The organism is Thalassospira sp. CH_XMU1458 (assembly GCF_037027205.1).
Taxonomy (GTDB): Bacteria; Pseudomonadota; Alphaproteobacteria; order Rhodospirillales; family Thalassospiraceae; genus Thalassospira; species Thalassospira tepidiphila.
Genome location: NZ_JAYMDW010000001.1, coordinates 1,449,951 through 1,465,788, shown reverse-complemented (window position 1 = coordinate 1,465,788; position 15,838 = coordinate 1,449,951). Strand labels below are relative to the sequence as shown.

Annotated in this window: 14 protein-coding genes; 4 read left to right on the top strand and 10 right to left on the bottom strand. The window is 53.9% G+C overall.

Annotated elements, in window-relative coordinates:
* Positions 1-109: 109 nt before the first annotated feature.
* From WBY09_RS06515 to WBY09_RS06505, 3 genes are all read left to right on the top strand, one after another.
* Entirely contained in the window at positions 110-1,171 is a 1,062-nt protein-coding gene (locus WBY09_RS06515; protein WP_174713873.1) for a TRAP transporter substrate-binding protein, read from the top strand.
* 110 nt (positions 1,172-1,281) lie between these two features.
* Positions 1,282-1,866: a TRAP transporter small permease subunit gene (locus WBY09_RS06510; RefSeq protein ID WP_197145563.1), complete on the top strand. Its 585-nt coding sequence runs from the start codon at positions 1,282-1,284 to the stop codon at positions 1,864-1,866.
* 21 nt (positions 1,867-1,887) lie between these two features.
* Positions 1,888-3,279, top strand: a complete 1,392-nt coding sequence (locus tag WBY09_RS06505; protein ID WP_064779556.1) for a TRAP transporter large permease — start codon at positions 1,888-1,890, stop codon at positions 3,277-3,279.
* A gap of 144 nt (positions 3,280-3,423) precedes the next feature.
* Here WBY09_RS06505 and WBY09_RS06500 read toward each other — a convergent pair whose 3' ends face one another.
* Positions 3,424-4,560 (bottom strand): DUF2336 domain-containing protein, encoded by a 1,137-nt coding sequence (locus tag WBY09_RS06500; protein ID WP_197145564.1) that lies wholly within the window; start codon positions 4,558-4,560, stop codon positions 3,424-3,426.
* 473 nt (positions 4,561-5,033) lie between these two features.
* Between WBY09_RS06500 and WBY09_RS06495 the strand changes: the two genes are divergently transcribed.
* A complete protein-coding gene (locus tag WBY09_RS06495) occupies positions 5,034-5,432 on the top strand; it encodes a c-type cytochrome (RefSeq protein WP_120224526.1) in 399 nt (132 codons plus the stop codon).
* A 127-nt stretch (positions 5,433-5,559) separates the two neighbouring features.
* On the opposite strand, the gene WBY09_RS06490 is transcribed toward WBY09_RS06495, so the two are convergent.
* The 9 genes from WBY09_RS06490 to WBY09_RS06450 form a co-directional block, all read right to left on the bottom strand.
* Positions 5,560-6,327, bottom strand: coding sequence for a DUF6969 family protein (locus WBY09_RS06490; RefSeq protein ID WP_336232291.1), 768 nt, complete (start codon positions 6,325-6,327; stop codon positions 5,560-5,562).
* A 108-nt stretch (positions 6,328-6,435) separates the two neighbouring features.
* The gene (locus WBY09_RS06485; protein ID WP_197145566.1) at positions 6,436-7,302 is read right to left on the bottom strand and encodes a formylglycine-generating enzyme family protein; all 867 of its coding nucleotides are present in this window, start codon (positions 7,300-7,302) and stop codon (positions 6,436-6,438) included.
* Between the two features lie 208 nt (positions 7,303-7,510).
* A complete protein-coding gene (locus WBY09_RS06480) occupies positions 7,511-7,948 on the bottom strand; it encodes a hypothetical protein (protein WP_336232290.1) in 438 nt (145 codons plus the stop codon).
* A gap of 87 nt (positions 7,949-8,035) precedes the next feature.
* A complete protein-coding gene (locus tag WBY09_RS06475) occupies positions 8,036-8,464 on the bottom strand; it encodes a universal stress protein (RefSeq protein ID WP_063088881.1) in 429 nt (142 codons plus the stop codon).
* Between the two features lie 14 nt (positions 8,465-8,478).
* The gene (locus WBY09_RS06470; RefSeq protein WP_336232289.1) at positions 8,479-11,082 is read right to left on the bottom strand and encodes a TRAP transporter permease; all 2,604 of its coding nucleotides are present in this window, start codon (positions 11,080-11,082) and stop codon (positions 8,479-8,481) included.
* Positions 11,083-11,281: 199 nt separating this feature from the next.
* Complete coding sequence (locus tag WBY09_RS06465; RefSeq protein ID WP_008889649.1) at positions 11,282-12,259, bottom strand: TAXI family TRAP transporter solute-binding subunit; 978 nt, start codon at positions 12,257-12,259, stop codon at positions 11,282-11,284.
* A 206-nt stretch (positions 12,260-12,465) separates the two neighbouring features.
* On the bottom strand, positions 12,466-13,296 hold the full coding sequence (locus WBY09_RS06460; RefSeq protein WP_336232288.1) for a 3-keto-5-aminohexanoate cleavage protein: 831 nt from the start codon (positions 13,294-13,296) through the stop codon (positions 12,466-12,468).
* The gene (locus WBY09_RS06455) at positions 13,296-14,684 is read right to left on the bottom strand and encodes an aspartate aminotransferase family protein (RefSeq protein WP_336232287.1); all 1,389 of its coding nucleotides are present in this window, start codon (positions 14,682-14,684) and stop codon (positions 13,296-13,298) included. The genes WBY09_RS06460 and WBY09_RS06455 overlap by 1 nt, the downstream gene beginning before the upstream one ends.
* A 22-nt stretch (positions 14,685-14,706) precedes the next feature.
* A complete protein-coding gene (locus tag WBY09_RS06450; RefSeq protein WP_336232286.1) occupies positions 14,707-15,582 on the bottom strand; it encodes a MurR/RpiR family transcriptional regulator in 876 nt (291 codons plus the stop codon).
* Positions 15,583-15,838: the final 256 nt, after the last annotated feature.

Sequence of the window (15,838 nt, the reverse complement as noted above, 5' to 3'; positions counted from 1 at the left end):
GCCCTGCAACATAAAAATCGGGGAGAATACCACCCAATAATAAAAGCAAAAGGTGGTGGTCGGCCTCACGTGGTATTACCAATTTCGGACTTCTTAGGGAGGAAGACGAATGACTTTTTCTAAAATGCTTAAATCCGCAACTTGTGCGGCCGTTCTTGCTGCGGTCGCGGTTGCGGCAGTACCTTCTGATGCGGATGCTCAGGATCGCGTTCGCTGGAAAATGGGCTCGACCTATCCGGGCAGCCTGACCCAGCTTGGTACGCTTGGCAAACGCGTCGACGAGAAGATCGACCAAGTTTCTGGCGGCAATATCAACATCAAATTCTATGAGCCGGGCGCACTTGTGCCGGCACTGGAAGTTTTCGATGCGGTTTCGACCGGCTCGATTGATGCCGCCTTCTCCACCCCGGGTTACTGGGCAGGTAAGGTTCCGGCCCTTCAGCTTTTCGGTGCCGTTCCGTTCGGCCCGCAGGCGGGTGAATATCTGGCATGGGTCAAGTTTGGCGGCGGCCAGGAAATCTTTGACAAGCTTTATGCCGAACATGGCATCAAATCGCTGTTCTGCGGCCTGATCGCACCGGAAGCATCTGGTTGGTTCTCCAAGGAGATCAATTCGCCGGAAGACCTTAAGGGTCTGAAAATGCGCTTCTTCGGTCTTGGCGCGAAAGTGATGGAAAAACTTGGTGTTTCCACCCAGCTTTTGGCAGGTGGCGACATCTATCCGGCACTTGAACTTGGCACGATTGACGCGACCGAGTTCTCCATGCCGGCGATTGACTTGAAACTCGGCTTCCACCAGGTCGCGAAGTACTACTACTTCCCGGGTTGGCACCAGCAGTCGACCCTGTTCGATCTGATGATGAACAAGGAAAAATGGGATGCGCTTTCCGATACCCAGCGTGCCCAGATCGAGTCCGTCTGTAACGACAACCTTGCATATGGCTTTGCAGAAGGTGAAGCGATCCAGTTCGACGCCCTGAAAGAACTTCAGGAAAAAGGCGTGAACATCAAGAAATGGTCGCCGGAAATGCTCGATGCCATGCGTGGTGCCTGGGAAGAAGTCGCAGCCGAGCTCTCAGCTGAAGATGCGAACTTCAAAATGGCTTATGAAAGCCTCCAGAGCTTCCGCGAAAACTACAAGATCTGGAAAGACATCGGTTATCTCGATTAATCCAACAGGTCTGAACGACTGTTAAGTCAGTCGACAAAAACAATTCTCGGCAAGGCCGGGTGCTCCGTGCCCCGGCCTTGACCGCGATAAGAAGACCCGGGAGACCTTCTATGGAAGCGCTACTGAAATTTAGTGACATCATCGATGCCATCGTGACCCGCGTGGGAAAGTGGGCAAGCCTGCTTGCGATACCATTGATGATTGTCATCCTGTACGACGTGATCCAACGTAAATTCGGCGGTCAGGGATCCATCAAGCTCCAGGAGCTTGAATGGCACCTGCATACCGGCCTGTTTATGCTGTGCTTTGGTTTCGCCTATATTCGCGATGCACATGTTCGTATCGAACTTATTCGCGACAACCTTCGCCCCCGCACCCGCGCGATTGTCGAGATGATCGGCGGCATCATTTGCGTACTGCCATTCTGTGCTTTGGTGCTGTATTTCGGGTTTGATTTTGTTGCCCGTTCCTTTGAAAGCCACGAAGTTTCGGCTTCAACCACGGGTCTGACCCATCGCTGGATCATCAAATCAACCATTCCCATCGGCTTTGGCCTTCTCGCCATGGCGGGGCTTTCGATCTTCCTGAAATGCTTCGTCTATGTCTTTGGCCCGACCAACCTGCATAAGCGCGCAGGCTATTACGTCGGGACCCACCATCTTGAAGACCTTGGCAAAGCCAAGATCGAAGACTGAGCGGAACGGGGATAATTCCAAATGGATAACTTCTATATCGAAGACTGGTTTCCGCTGTTCATGTTTGCCTCGCTCGGCATTCTTGTCTTCACGGGACTTCCGGTTGCTTTCGTCATTTCCGGCATCGGGATCGCCTTTGGCTTTCTGGGCATGGCCTATGACGTTTTCTCGTTTATTGAATTTTTCAATATCGTTTCACGTATCTGGGGCGGCATCTCCGAAAACATGGTGATGGTTGCCGTGCCGATGTTCATTTACATGGGCACGATGCTTGAAAAAAGTGGTGTTGCAGAAGACCTTCTGGAATGCCTCAACATGCTGCTGCGTAAAGTGCCGGGCGGTCTTGCCCTCTCGGTAACTCTGATGGGCACCATCATGGCGGCAACCACCGGTATTATTGGCGCATCGGTTGTGATGATGACCCTGCTTGCCCTGCCGGTGATGATGCGTCGGAATTATGATCCGTCACTGGCCACCGGAACCATTGCGGCATCCGGGACGCTCGGCATTCTGATCCCGCCATCGATCATGCTGGTTCTGATGTCCGACCTTTTGTCGGTATCGGTTGGCAACCTGTTCCTGGCAGCGATCATTCCGGGTCTGCTCCTTGCAAGCTTGTACACGGTTTATATCTTTGTACGCTGTCAGCTGAACCCGTCGCTTGCCCCGCCGCTTCCAGAAGGCGAAGCAGTACACGGCAAAGACCTTGTCATGATGATGCTGCGCAGCTTCCTGCCACCGGTCTTCCTGATTGTTCTGGTTCTGGGTTCGATCTTTGCCGGTTTTGCCACCCCGACCGAGGCCGCAGGCGTTGGCGCGGTTGGTGCAACCTTCCTGGCACTGGTCAAAGGGCGCCTGAAATGGCCGGTTCTTAAGGATGTCTGCGAACGGTCTGCACTGACCGGCGCAATGCTGTTCTTCCTGTTTGCCGGCGCGACGGTGTTTTCCTATGTCTTCCGTTCGCTAGGTGGCGATGATCTGGTAATTGACCTTGTCGAAGGTGCCGGTCTTGGTCCGTGGGGCATCTTGCTTCTGCTGATGCTGATCGTCTTTATCCTTGGCTTCTTCTTTGACTGGGTCGAGATCACCCTGATTGTGCTGCCGATCTTTGCACCGGTCATTGCCCAGCTTGATTTTGGGCATCACCTTGATATCGGGGGCCTTGAAGCCACCGAGGCACAGGTTCTGACCTGGTTTGCGGTCCTTGTGGCGGTGAACCTGCAAACAAGCTTCTTAACGCCACCGTTTGGGTTTGCCCTATTCTATCTCAAGGGTGTGGCGCCGAAATCCATCACCATCCAGCAGATCTACAAAGGCATCATTCCCTTCGTACTTCTGCAGGTTCTGGGTCTTATCCTCGTGATGTACTTCCCGGAACTGGCACTTTGGATGCCCAACACGCTGCTTGAATAGTGTGGCGTTTGGATAAGAACTGACAAAGGGCGCTGTCGGCATGGCAGCGCCCTTTTTGTTTGGGCAACGAAGGCCCAAAAGAAAACCGCCCGGATTACACATCGGGCGGTTTTGACTTCAAGATCATCGTGCTGACAGGCGAGATCAGTGATGCAACGCCCGTTCGCCCGGAAGCTGCAACATACGGCCCATCAGATAATCTACGTCATCTGAATCGAACTCGACCCCAAGATCACCATACTGGGTCAGGACCCGTTCGATCATCCGGCGTGAATAACGTTCCTTGTCATGTTCTTCACCGTCAAAGGAAGTCTCGCGGGCAACTTCGATCGCCGCACGAACACCCGGGAAGAAATGCTCTGGCATGCAGGCCTTGTTATAGATCGCTTCAAGGCCAAACGGACCACTGTCATGAATAAGAATACGGGTATTGATCAACGAGACACCCGCACGTTTCGCCAAGGCGGCCTCGAAGAAGGATACATCGCCCATGCAAAGTGCGCGCAGGATCAAACCGCTTGTCAGACGCTTGTTGTTATAAAGATGTTCGACAAGCAGTTCGACATCGCGTTCTTCGACACCATCACCAAGAAGCCCGATGGTCGCGCTTTCCTGCGACTGGGTCATGACTGCGTTAACGATCCCTTCCGGGATGTGACCGCGTGAAATCAGTTGCGAACGCATCCGTTCGGACACCAGTGTCACCATGCGTTCGGCAATCGTGATCGGCAGATGATTGCGTTCGATCATCGGTTTCTGGATGCGTTCATTGTCGCCGAAATCATCAACGACCTTTTGCAGGGAAACCTCGCTGATTTCGGCACCCTGGTTTGACATCAGGTCGACCATCACGTCTTCATGGCCGATATCGACCAGCGTTGCCGAAACGACTTCGGAAACATATGACCGTGAGGCGATCGCACGCTGCTTTTCGACACTGTCGGCATTATCACCGATGATGTCGACAAGGTCGTCGTCATTAAGAACTTCGGAAAACTCAAGAACCGGAAGCGCAACTTCGTCCACATCACGGGCCAGCGTCGCGGCAACGTCGTGGGGCACCAAAGGCGTCTGGGCAAGGTTTTTGGCAAGCGCCTTGCGCACGCGGACTTCCGCGTCACGGATCATCAGACGGAAAATATCTTCGGCCAGAACACGTTCGCTGTCAGTCAGGGTCTCGGTCGTGAATTCACGACTGATCTTGTCGGCCGTGTCCGCGCGATTTTCCCCTGACGGGTCCTGAACCAGCTTGCTCAGATCTTCTTTGGTGATACGTGGCAATAGATATCTCCTGGCACGCTTCTCATATGGCTGCCAAATTTCTGCGCAACATTATACTTCTGGCAGGAATTCGACAAACATATTTTCCTTAGTTGGGGCACAAGGTCCTGATTTTCAACCATCCTGTTGATCAATTGTCGAACCGGGACATTCCCCGTCCCTGATGGATTTCATCAAACCTTCTGCCACAATGGCAAAAACACACTATTTCAGTCGTAGGCCTTACACCAGCAATCAGAAGCATCTGAAATCTGGCAAATTTCGACAGCTCAGTGCAAAAATTGACTAAACTCAAATTTTTCACCATCACACTATGATAGATCTGGTTACCAGTTTTTGAAGATCAAGCGATCTTGTACTTGTTCGACGCATAACAATATCCCGCGTTGACCTTGCGTTTACCCACAGATGCGCCAGAAAGTGGTGCATTATCCCGATCACCGGGAACATCGAACTAAGAGAGAGGCTCAATAATGACGTTTTCGCGCAAACTGGTTCTCGTTGCCAGCTCCATCGCCTTCCTGTCTGCCGCCCCTGCGATTGCTGGTGATGCGGAGAAAGGTGAAAAACTTTTCAAGCGCTGCGCTGCTTGCCACAGCCTTGATGCTGGTGTGAACAAGGTCGGCCCAAGTCTTGCTGGCGCTTTCGGTCGTGAATGCGGCACGGTTGAAGGCTTCAAATACGGCAAGGGTTATCTTGCAGCCTGCGAAAAAGGGTTTGTTGCTGACGAAGCGTTCCTGACCGATTACCTCAAGGATCCGTCCGCGAAACTGAGCGAAATCGCAGGTTCCAAGGAACGCTCCAAAATGGCGTTCAAACTCAACAAAGATGAAGATGTTGCCGACATCATCGAGTTCCTGAAAGCTCAGTAACACTTTTACGATCTCGGAATATGAAATGGCCGGAGCAAAATGCCCCGGCCATTTTTGTTATTTGCACTCTGTTTGAAATCTCTGGCGATGCGTCCTTGGTATTTCAGATGCCAGTTGCGCAGGCACGCTATGCCGCCTCGCGCCGACGCAGAAGTTCTTCGCCGACCGAACGCATCTGCTCCACCGTTGCGACATCCAGGGTCGCAGTGACTTCAAGATCACGATCTTCATAGACGTCACGGTCCGGGTGTTTTTGCGCCCAGTCGCCCACCGCCTGATCGCGTTCGCGGATCAGTTGTTCAATCTGCGGCCGGAAAAGCACCATCATGCCCGACACCCAGCGATTGACCGGCCAGGACGGCTGGGCATGGTCGATGACAAAACCATCAAGCATGCCGATGACGTCTTCGGCGTCATACCAGACTTCGCCGGTGACCCAACGGTTGGTGGTAAACAATCGCTGGCAAAAGCCGAACTCATCCATCGAAAACGCGATCAAATGCGAAAGCGCATCGTTCGGCCCCTCGGGATAGGTGAAGCCGTCGATCTGTTTGGGTTTGCAACCATCGGGCATGCCGCGCGGGCGCATGAATGTATGGAAATGTCCGTGCTCATCCCAATCACGGCGCTCTTCCTTGGGATGGGCGTGATAATAGAACTGTGCATGTGACTGGCGATCATAGACATCGCCTTCGGGGTAATGGTTCCATTCATAGAACGTCCCCGACCCCTTGATCAGTTCACCAACGATGTTATCGCCCGTCGCTGTCAAAACGCGATGACATTCCATAACATCGCGTCCCGCGGCCAACATCTTTTCAAGCTGATCTGTCGGGATAGACGCCAAATCGAGTTTGTCTTCAGTCATTTCTTTACCAACATCGTTGCGATCCACCCGCTATTCCTTTTGCACAGAATAAGGCGGTTTGCGACCGATCACGCCAATAAACCCCTTTCAACAGTTAGTGATTTGATGGCGGTTTGCAACAATCGTCTCGGGCGATCAGTGATCGCGCATCACCCGGAAACCAATCAGGATGTGCTTGAGATATTCCGGGCGGGCGTGACGGGCGGCCGGGCGACAAACCCCGCACCCGCGATCATCCCATGATCCGCCCTTAACGGTGCGATAGCCTGGCTGGGAAGACGAAGACGTCCATTCAAACACCTGCCCGACACCATCAAGCACACCATATGGCCCGGCCTCGAACTGGCCGACCGGCATGGTATCAAACGGCCCGCTATCGGCACTGTTCAGGCGGCTTGCATCGAAAATATTTCCCCAAGGGTAAAACGTACCATCCGGGCCGCGCGTCGCCTTTTCCCAATAAAGCTCATCGGGCAAGCGCCAGCTTTCACCCGTCTTTTCGCTCAGCCAACGGGTGTAGGCGTTGGCATCCTGCCACGACACCAGAACGACCGGATGATTGCCACGCCCGCGCGGCGGACGACCATCGTTCCAAAGGAACGGCACGATGGTGTCATAGTTATAAATCAGCCCCTGACGTTCCCAGTCTTCCTGGCTGATCGTCGGTGCGGGATGGCCAGTTTCTTCGACAAAAACCGCATACTGGTCATTGGTTACCGGCGTTTTGCCGATATCATAACCCAAAAGATGGACGCGCCATTTATCGGCTTCGAGATCATACCAACGGTTACGGCGGCTGATATCGTGGCCATAGACCTGCTCGTCAATCTGATAGGCATATTGCCGTTCGACTGAATCGGATCCCTGCCAGAACCAGCCAGACGGAATGTCGACCGTCTCGGGGATTCCATTACCTGCCGCCTCTGCGTTTCCCGCAAGGCCAACAACGCACGCAACAGCGCAGAACTTCCAGATTTCTGCGATACGATCCCCGACTATCATACAAACTTCCGTCCTGATGGGCGGTGCGGCTCACGCTTTATTCAAACGAAACCCCAACTTATGCCCCCTTTATAACTGACCCCAAGATGCTGAACTTTTGCCGCACTTTCAATCGGTTTGACAGTTATCAACCGGCATTTCTGACATGCATTTTATCTAATGGGCTTCTAATCAATTGTAGGCAAACACCTTTTTGAACACGACGGTCTCACACAACAGTGAAACCATGTGACGCCGCTTCGGTGAAGAATTGGATCATAGTGCGCTTACCGATGGGCGATGGAACGCCCCGGATTGAACTTACCGGATCTTCAGAGAGGCACGACATGACCAAGAAATCCATGACTTTCGCACAAAAGGCACTCATCCCGGCGATGGCAATCGGCACCAGCCTTGCCATGGCAACACCGATGGCGATGGCGGCCCCGCTTCCGGCACCGACCGCCGAAGTGGCAAGTTGCGCACCGTGCAGCCCATGTGCAGCAAATCCTTGTGCCGCAAACCCGTGTGCTGCAAACCCGTGTGCAGCCAAAAAAGTGGTTAACCCGTGCAGCCCGTGTGCGGCAAACCCGTGCGCAGCTAATCCATGTGCTGCGAAAAACCCGTGTGCGGCCAATCCGTGCGCGGCTAACCCATGCGCAGCCAAGTGATGATTTGATCCTTCCCAACGGCAACGGGGGCGATGCAGTTGCATCGCCCCCGTTTTCTATTCAAGCAGAAAGGCCGTCAAATCCTACTCCCGAACGACCATGACCGAACAATCTGCATGGCGCACAACGCGCGCGGCATTCGGCCCCAGAAGGTAATCCTTCAGTTCCGGGCGGTGAGACCCGATCACGATCAGGTCGCAATTGGTTTTCTTCGCGATCTGAAGGATGACCTCGTAAACCGTTCCCTGGCCCACGATGTGCTGCACCTTGATGTCTGACGGAATATGTTCAGCCACAAATTGGTGGAGACGTTCGTTATAGGCTTCAAGAACCTTGGTTTCGTAGCCTTTCGGGAAGAATTGACCAACCATCGACATTCCAACCGTGGGCACCACGGTCAGAACATGAAGGCGCGCGCCAAAGCTTTGCGCCTGCTTGATCGCAACCGGTACGGCCTTCTTCCAGGAAGACTCATGATCAAGATCTACTGTGACCAGAATATCCTTGTACATGTTCAATCTCCCAGTCAGGCCGTACCAAGCGCGTCTTCACTGCGCTTGCGTCGGCGTTGAAGAACAATGATCCCACCCAGCAACAGGAAGGCCGGGATAAAGAAGACTTCCTTGGCCGGACGATCAGCCTCGACCTTTACCGCGGTGATTTCAAAGTCGAAATCAAGACCGGCTTTCTCGGCCGGACCGGCAAAAACCAGATCGTCGATATAGATACGACCATCTTCATTCCGGATACCGATACCGGCGTGATAAAGGCGATCTTCCCCCGCACCTGCCGGACCAAGCGGCAGCATCACGGATTTGGAAACCTCATCCCCTTCGATGCTGATGCCTTCGACATCCAGAAGGATGTTTGATTCAGGCGGCATGTTGGCGGCATCTTCGACAATGGTTGTCGCCGGCAGGTTTTCATAAGGCGGCGCAATCATGTCGAGCCAGAAACCCGGCCGGAACAAGGTGAATGCGATCAACAGCAGTGCCGCACTTTCCCAAAGCTTGGACCGGGCAAAGAAATACCCCTGTGTCGCTGCGGCAAAGACCAGCATGGCGATAGTCGAAACAATGATCACCATCACCACATCCAGCGGATGATCCAGACCGATCATCAGAAGTTGCGTGTTGAACAGGAACAAGAACGGCAGGACGGCTGTGCGCATTGAATAGAAGAATGCGACCAGACCCGTCTTCATTGGATCAGCCCCCGATACCGCGGCAGCAGCAAAGGATGCCAAACCGACCGGCGGGGTCACATCGGCCATAATACCGAAATAGAAGACGAACAGGTGAACCGCGATTAACGGCACGATCAGTCCGTTTGCCGCGCCAAGTTCGACAATCACCGGTGCCATCAGGCTCGAAACCACGATGTAGTTTGCCGTGGTCGGAAGCCCCATGCCAAGGATCAGGCTAATCACGGCGGTAAAGATCAGGATCAGCATCAGATTGCCGCCCGAAATCAGTTCGACGAATTCAACCATCACCTGACCGATACCGGTCAGTGACACCGTGCCAACGATGATACCGGCGGCGGCCGTTGCCACACCAATCCCGATCATGTTGCGGGCACCGGTGGCAAAACCGTCAATCACGTCGATCAAGCCAAGCTTGAGGTCATTGGAAACATTGCGGCTTTTACGGAAGGTGCCCTTGGCCGCATGCTGGGTCAGCATGATGAAGATCATCAGAACCGTTGCCCAGAAGGCCGAAAGTCCCGGTGATTTCAATTCAATCATCAGGAACCAGACCAGAACCACAACCGGCAGCAGATAATGCAAACCAGCCTTGGCGGTTTCCCCCAGAGCCGGCAATTCGACCACCGGCTGGTTGGGATCATCCATTTCAAGATCCGGATATCTTGCCGCGTAATAAAGCCCTGCCAGATAAATCGCTGCACACTCGAGTGCGACAATCCAACCAACGGCATCACCGAACAGTTGTTTCTGGAAGACAATGGCGTAGTAAACCAGCCCCGAAAGCACGACGAGTGACAGAACGAACAGAAGCGATCTGATCAGAGTCTGACCAAGGGTCGAGGTCACACGTTTCGGCAGGCCCTTCATGTTCGCCTTAAGTGCCTCAAGGTGAACAATGTAAATCAGCGCGATATAGGAAATCGTTGCTGGCAGGAACGCATGCTTGATGACTTCCGGGTACGGAATGCCGACATATTCCACCATCAGGAAGGCCGCAGCCCCCATCACAGGCGGCATGATCTGACCATTGACCGAGGATGCAACTTCCACCGCACCGGCCTTCTCGCCCGAGAAACCAACGCGCTTCATCAGCGGAATGGTAAAGGTACCAGTCGTCACAACGTTGGCAATCGAGGACCCTGAAATAAGGCCGGTCATCGCCGATGACAAAACAGCGGCCTTTGCCGGGCCACCACGCATGTGACCAAGGGCGGCAAAGGCAACCTTGATGAAATAGTTGCCTGCACCCGCCTTATCGAGAAGCGATCCAAACAGGACAAACAGGAACACAAAGCTGGTTGATACGCCAAGTGCGATACCAAACACGCCTTCGGTCGTGATCCACTGATGCGACATCGCCTTGGAGAAGCTCGCCCCACTCCATTGCAGAACGTCGGGCACCCACGGTGCATTGCCAAAGAAGACATATGCCAGGAACACCATCGCAACGATCATCAAGGGCGGGCCAAGTGCGCGACGGGTTGCCTCAAGCAGCATGACGAGACCAACGCCCGCAGCAACAAGGTCGCCCGTCGTCGGAAGCCCGGGACGATCCGAGATTTCACGATAGAAAATGTAAATATAGGCCGCGCAGTAAGCGCCAACCGCTGCCAGCACCCAATCCATAACCGGGATATAACTGCGCGGCGAATTCTTGAAGGCCGGATAGGCCATAAAGGCCAGGAAAATTGCAAAAGCGAGATGGATCGACCGTGCCTCGGTAGAGTTCAAAACGCCGAAATTAAAGATAAATGGCAATGGCGAGGCCAGCCAAAGCTGGAACAGTGACCATGCGACCGCAAGCCACAGCAATATTTTCGCCGTCAAACCACTTGGCTGACGGGCCCCTGTATCATTTTCCGCAATCAGGTCCTGCAGCCCCTGATCGACGGACACATTTTCCGTATTCTTGTCGTCAGTCATCACAAACTCCCGGTCACTACGAAAGCCATTTGAACTGGGGGTCCAGAAACAAAAAGCCTCCGTCGACACACACCCGGTCCCCTACGGAGTACTCCAACACCTAAATGACGGTGTTCATTTTCTTCAATTTTTGTGAGCAAACCCGTCGGGCGCAAAAGAAAAACGGAGGGCGATAAAACGCCCTCCGTCCCAAGCCTGATTACATCAGGCCAGCTTCTTTGTAGTACTGAGCTGCGCCGTCATGCAGCGGAGCCGACAGGCCGTCCTTGATCATTTCTTCTTTTTTCAGGACTTCAAATGCCGGATGCAGCTTTTTGAAGTCGTCGAAGTTTTCAAAGACTGCTTTGACAACGTTGTAGACGATGTCGGCATCGGTGTTGGTCGAGGACACAAAGGTCGCACCGACACCAAAGGTCACAACATCATCCGGGTTACCACGATACATACCACCCGGGATGGTGGCTGCACGGTAATAAGGGTTGTCAGCGATCAGCTTTTCAATTTCCGGGCCAGCAACTTCAACCAGAACCGAATCACAGGCAGTAGTTGCTTCCTGGATCGAACCGGACGGGTGACCAACGGTGTAGATCATCGCGTCGATCTTGTTGTCGCAAAGCGCCTGGGACTGCTCAGCCGGCTTCAGTTCGGATGCCAGGGAGAAGTCATCAAGGGTCCAGCCTTTGGCAGCAAGAACGATGTCCATGGTACCGCGCTGACCGGAACCCGGGTTACCAATGTTCACGCGCTTGCCTTTGAGGTCGTCAAAGGTCTTGATGCCGGCATCTGCACGGGCAACAACGGTGAACGGCTCCGGATGGACGGAGAATACAGCGCGCAGGTCTTCGAACGGACCCTGGTCTTCGAATTTCGAAGTCCCGTTATAGGCATGGTACTGCCAGTCAGACTGGGCAACACCCATGTCCAGCTCGCCGGTACGAATGGTGTTGATGTTGTAGACCGAACCACCCGTGGATTCGACCGAGCAACGAATACCGTGCTCTTTGCGATCCTTGTTGACCAGACGGCAGATCGCGCCACCGGTCGGATAGTACACACCAGTCACACCACCGGTACCAATGGTGATGAAACGGTTTTCCTGTGCCGAGGCCTGACCGGCAAACAGCGAGGCGCCAGCAATCGCAGCGACTGCACCCGCTACAGCGATAAGTTTTTTCATTAGGATTCGCTCCCTTTTTACACCCTATTATCAGGCATTCAAATGTTCGACATCGAACAACTGAATCAAACGGAAACATCAGAAAAATCAGATGTTTTGACGATGGGGATTATAGTGTCCGACTTGGCGGAATAAAACCCTATAACCCCGAAACCTCCTGACGAAATTCAGTATTTGTGCGTATTGTCCGGTTGTTTTTGCCCCTCCTACCACATGGGTTGCATAATCTGGCGGGCCTGTTCACCTGTCGCGATCTTCCGCCCCATCAGGATCGAACCATCATGTGCCTGGGCAATAAGATCAGCATTGTTCGAAGCAGGCGATCCGTCAACCCTAAGGTGATTATTTTCAAATCCGATACGCGCATGACCACCCAGTCCAGCGCCGGTCAGAATGCAGGCGTTTTCATAAGGTCCAAACGCACACAGCATCCATTCCGAGACATAAGGACTGGCCCCGATAAATGGCAAAAGTTCGAAGGGTTGCGACACCTGCCCTGCGGTGTAGCGGCCCAGCACGAACAAGACCGGGAATTTGTCGCCGGGCAGAACGCCGATTTCAACAAGCTGATTAAAGCGCGCTACATCTTCAGGCGCATACAAGATCAGTTGCGGTGCAATTTTGGCTTCGCGCATGAATTCGAAAAACGATTTCAATGCATTGAGGTCAGCATCAACGGGTGCAATTTCTCGCACAGCGATTGATACCGCCTCTGGCAACAGGTTTCTGATCATTTCCATCTGCTGCTGGGCTGTATAGATGCCAACCGCCTCGGTCGTGACCTGCAACAGCATATCGTCACCAACCGATGATCTGACCTCGGTCAGCATTTCCCGATAACGACCAACATCCAGACTGTGCTTTTGATCCTCATCGCGGACATGCAGATGCATCATCGATGCGCCGGCGGCCTTGCATTCCAATGCCGTCCTTGCGACTTCGGCTGGCGTGATCGGGATGTTTGGCAAATCGGCCTTTGTTTTGCGCGCACCATTGGGGGCGGACGCAATCAAAAACGGTTTGTCACCATATCCCATCACGCCAGTCCCTCGGCCTTAAAGACATCATCAAGGGCACCTGCAAACAGATCGACGATCTTTGCGACATCGTTTTCATCGATGATGAAGGCCGGGGCAAACAACACATGGTCACCGCGAACGCCATCAATAGTGCCCCCCATCGGATAGGCCATCAGACCGCGTGCAAAGGCCGCCTTCTTGATCTTGGCATTGATTTTAAGGGCCGGGTCAAACGGGTCCTTGGTTTCCCGGTCCGCAACAAGCTCCACCCCGCGAAACAGGCCGCGTCCACGGATATCACCAACAAACGGATGCTGGCCGAGCTTTGCCTCAAGTGCCGCGACAAGGTTTTCGCCCTGTTTAACGACATTTGCCAGAAGGTTGCGTTCCTTGATGGCGCGTTGGGTCGCAAGCGCAGCCGCACACGCCGTTGCATGCCCCTGATAGGTGTGACCGTGCTGGAAGAAACCCGATCCATTGGCAATGGCATCGTTGATTTTCTTTGACACAAGCACGGCACCAATCGGCTGGTAACCTGCCCCAAGCCCCTTGGCGATGGTTTGCAGATCGCCAGAAATGCCTTCCTGCTCAATCGCGTGCAGGGTGCCGGTGCGCCCCATGCCGCACATGACTTCATCAAGGATCAGCAACACACCGTACTGATCGCAAATCTCGCGCACGCGTTTGAAGTAGCCCGGCACCGGTGCCAGTGCCCCTGCCGTTGCCCCAACAACCGGCTCAGCCACGAATGCCGCCACGTTTTCAGATCCAAGTTCGAGGATCGTGGTTTCCAGTTCGTTGGCAACGCGAAGGCCATAGGCCTCTGGCGTTTCGTCATCACGCTGATCGCGATACTGATAAACAGGTGCGATGTGACTTGCGGTGATCAGAAGCGGTTCGAACTGTTTCCGCCGCCACATATTGCCGCCAACTGACAGCGCGCCAAGGGTATTGCCGTGATAGGATTGGCGGCGCGCGATGACGTATTTACGGTCCGGCTGCCCGATTTCCAAAAAATACTGGCGCGCCATTTTAAGCGCTGCCTCAGTGGCCTCCGACCCGCCGGAAACAAAATAGACTTTGTCGATGCCTTCGGGCGCCGATGCGACCAGTTCATCGGCGAGTTCTTCCATCGCATCGGATGAAAAGAACCCGGAATGGGCATAGGCAATCTGATCAATCTGCGCATGCATGGCAGCACGGACATCCGGATCGGAATGCCCAAGGCATGACACAGCCGCCCCACCGCAAGCATCGAGATAACTCTTTCCGTTCTGGTCAAAAATATAGATCCCCTCCCCCCTGACGGCGCGCGGGGGCGTGGATGTGCTCGTGCGGTGTAGAACACGGGTTCCGGCATTTGGGACCGGGACAGAGGATTGGGCAGAGTTTGACGCGTTGGTCATGATCGGACGTTCCGTAAGGTGATTAGTCTTCGAGATATGTGTCAAAGACAGCGAGTTGTTCTTCTGCAGCGGCAATCCGTTGCAGGGCCTTGGGGCCGCCGCGCGCGACCAGCAGGGCAACAAGGGCCTGCATCACGGAAAGGGCGGCGGTAAAACTTTGGAAGAAGGACTGCGAGGTGTCGCGCACCACAAGTTTGCAATGCGCATCCATCGCAATCGGTGAAACATCAGAGTCTGTCACTGCGATGACCGGGCAGTGTTGGGAGCGGGCAAACTCAACCGCACGCACCGTATCGCGGATATAGGGTTTTGCCCCGACAGCAATCATGATGTCACGTCGCCCAATGCCGCGCAGTTCATCGCCAAAAGTACCGGAATGGCCATCGACCAGGACGCCATTGTCGCAAAACAGCCGGTAGGCATAGGCAAACTGGAAGGCAGCCGGGTATGCCGCACCCCGCCCGACGATGAAGACCTGCCGGGCGTTTTCAATCGCCTCGCAGGTGGCAATCATGCGTGACACAAGATCCGGCGCGTAAGCGTCGCTGATATTGTCGATTTCGGTGCGGCAAATGCTTTCAAGAAGATGCTGGTCCCGGTCGACATCATTGTCGGTCTTTTGCGTTTCGCGCGCGCGCCGGGTGTAGCTTGCGGGCTGATCAAGCAACCGGCTTTGATAATGATCCCGGAAGTCCTGCCAGGTTTCGACGCCAATCGCAGTCATCAACCGGGTGACCGTACTTGGCGGCACATTTGCCGCACGGGCCAGTGCCCGCATGGAACGCAAGGCGACATCATTTGGATGATCCAGGATATAGCGCGCAGCCTTTTGCATTTGCGGACTAAGCTTTGCGTAGTCCGAAATAAGCTTTTCACGCAGATCAGTTTGCAAACCCATCACCCGAATATCCATGCCCTGTCAGGAAGACCAAGATTACGCCACAGGCTGCCGCGACACACAACAGATGTTTCAAAATTAACATCATGCGAAACAGATGTTTCGCGCCTATGTTTCATCTCTGGGGCCGGAAGATCCGGTGTGACGCCTAAAAAACATGGACTTATTAGAAAAAACTGTAAAAATAACTGGACTCACAAATGAAACCCCTGCGTTTCATACGGGAAATTCAAATGTGCCCTTTGGTGGAAACCGG

Excerpts from the sequence above, each read along its gene's own strand:
- WBY09_RS06515 (WP_174713873.1), top strand. The coding sequence starts at position 110 with ATGACTTTTTCTAAAATGCTTAAATCCGCAACTTGTGCGGCCGTTCTT.
- WBY09_RS06510 (WP_197145563.1), top strand. The coding sequence starts at position 1,282 with ATGGAAGCGCTACTGAAATTTAGTGACATCATCGATGCCATCGTGACC.
- WBY09_RS06505 (WP_064779556.1), top strand. The coding sequence starts at position 1,888 with ATGGATAACTTCTATATCGAAGACTGGTTTCCGCTGTTCATGTTTGCC.
- WBY09_RS06495 (WP_120224526.1), top strand. The coding sequence starts at position 5,034 with ATGACGTTTTCGCGCAAACTGGTTCTCGTTGCCAGCTCCATCGCCTTC.
- WBY09_RS06485 (WP_197145566.1), bottom strand. The coding sequence starts at position 7,302 with ATGATAGTCGGGGATCGTATCGCAGAAATCTGGAAGTTCTGCGCTGTT.
- WBY09_RS06475 (WP_063088881.1), bottom strand. The coding sequence starts at position 8,464 with ATGTACAAGGATATTCTGGTCACAGTAGATCTTGATCATGAGTCTTCC.
- WBY09_RS06470 (WP_336232289.1), bottom strand. The coding sequence starts at position 11,082 with ATGACTGACGACAAGAATACGGAAAATGTGTCCGTCGATCAGGGGCTG.
- WBY09_RS06465 (WP_008889649.1), bottom strand. The coding sequence starts at position 12,259 with ATGAAAAAACTTATCGCTGTAGCGGGTGCAGTCGCTGCGATTGCTGGC.
- WBY09_RS06460 (WP_336232288.1), bottom strand. The coding sequence starts at position 13,296 with ATGGGATATGGTGACAAACCGTTTTTGATTGCGTCCGCCCCCAATGGT.
- WBY09_RS06455 (WP_336232287.1), bottom strand. The coding sequence starts at position 14,684 with ATGACCAACGCGTCAAACTCTGCCCAATCCTCTGTCCCGGTCCCAAAT.
- WBY09_RS06450 (WP_336232286.1), bottom strand. The coding sequence starts at position 15,582 with ATGGGTTTGCAAACTGATCTGCGTGAAAAGCTTATTTCGGACTACGCA.